The organism is Tepidiphilus sp. J10 (genome assembly GCF_006980785.1).
Taxonomy (GTDB): Bacteria; Pseudomonadota; Gammaproteobacteria; order Burkholderiales; family Rhodocyclaceae; genus Tepidiphilus; species Tepidiphilus olei.
Genome location: NZ_SBHP01000023.1, coordinates 1 through 598 on the forward strand (window position 1 = coordinate 1; position 598 = coordinate 598).

The window sequence follows — 598 nt, forward strand, 5'->3', positions numbered from 1 at the left end:
TGGGGTGAAGTCGTAACAAGGTAGCAGTACCGGAAGGTGCGGCTGGATCACCTCCTTTCAAGAGAAAGCAGCCAGGCACGGCCCGGCCCGCACCCACAACCGCTCGACTGTCCCCGAAGACAAAGAACGTACCCGGCCACCCGGGTCTGTAGCTCAGTCGGTTAGAGCACCGTCTTGATAAGGCGGGGGTCGTTGGTTCGAATCCAACCAGACCCACCACGCACGGGCACGCCTGCAGGCGGGGCTGTAGCTCAGCTGGCAGAGCACCGGCTTTGCAAGCCGGGGGTCATCGGTTCGAACCCGATCAGCTCCACCACGAGAGTCCATCGGCAAGCGCGAATCTCGTGCTTACCGATGGGCCCGCAAGGGTACCAACGTTCTTTAACAAGTAGGGCAAGGAAATGGGTAGGGCACTGCGAGGCGCCGAACAGGCGAATCGAAGTGTCCGTAGTGTGTGTGATTGCATCGCACAGCATCAATCCTATAGGGGTGTCTGGCACCGCTATAGGATCAAGCGAAGTAAGTGCATGCGGTGGATGCCTTGGCGATCACAGGCGAAGAAGGACGTGCGAGCCTGCGAAAAGCCCGGGGGAGCTGG

General features: G+C 60.2%; 2 tRNA genes and 2 rRNA genes. All 4 read left to right on the forward strand.

Features of this window, described 5'->3' with window-relative positions:
• Positions 1-58, forward strand: a 16S ribosomal RNA gene (locus tag EPD81_RS10595); the annotation flags it as partial.
• An 84-nt stretch (positions 59-142) separates the two neighbouring features.
• A tRNA-Ile gene (locus tag EPD81_RS10600) sits at positions 143-219 on the forward strand.
• A 21-nt stretch (positions 220-240) separates the two neighbouring features.
• A tRNA-Ala gene (locus EPD81_RS10605) sits at positions 241-316 on the forward strand.
• A gap of 192 nt (positions 317-508) precedes the next feature.
• A 23S ribosomal RNA gene (locus EPD81_RS10610) occupies positions 509-598 on the forward strand; the annotation flags it as partial.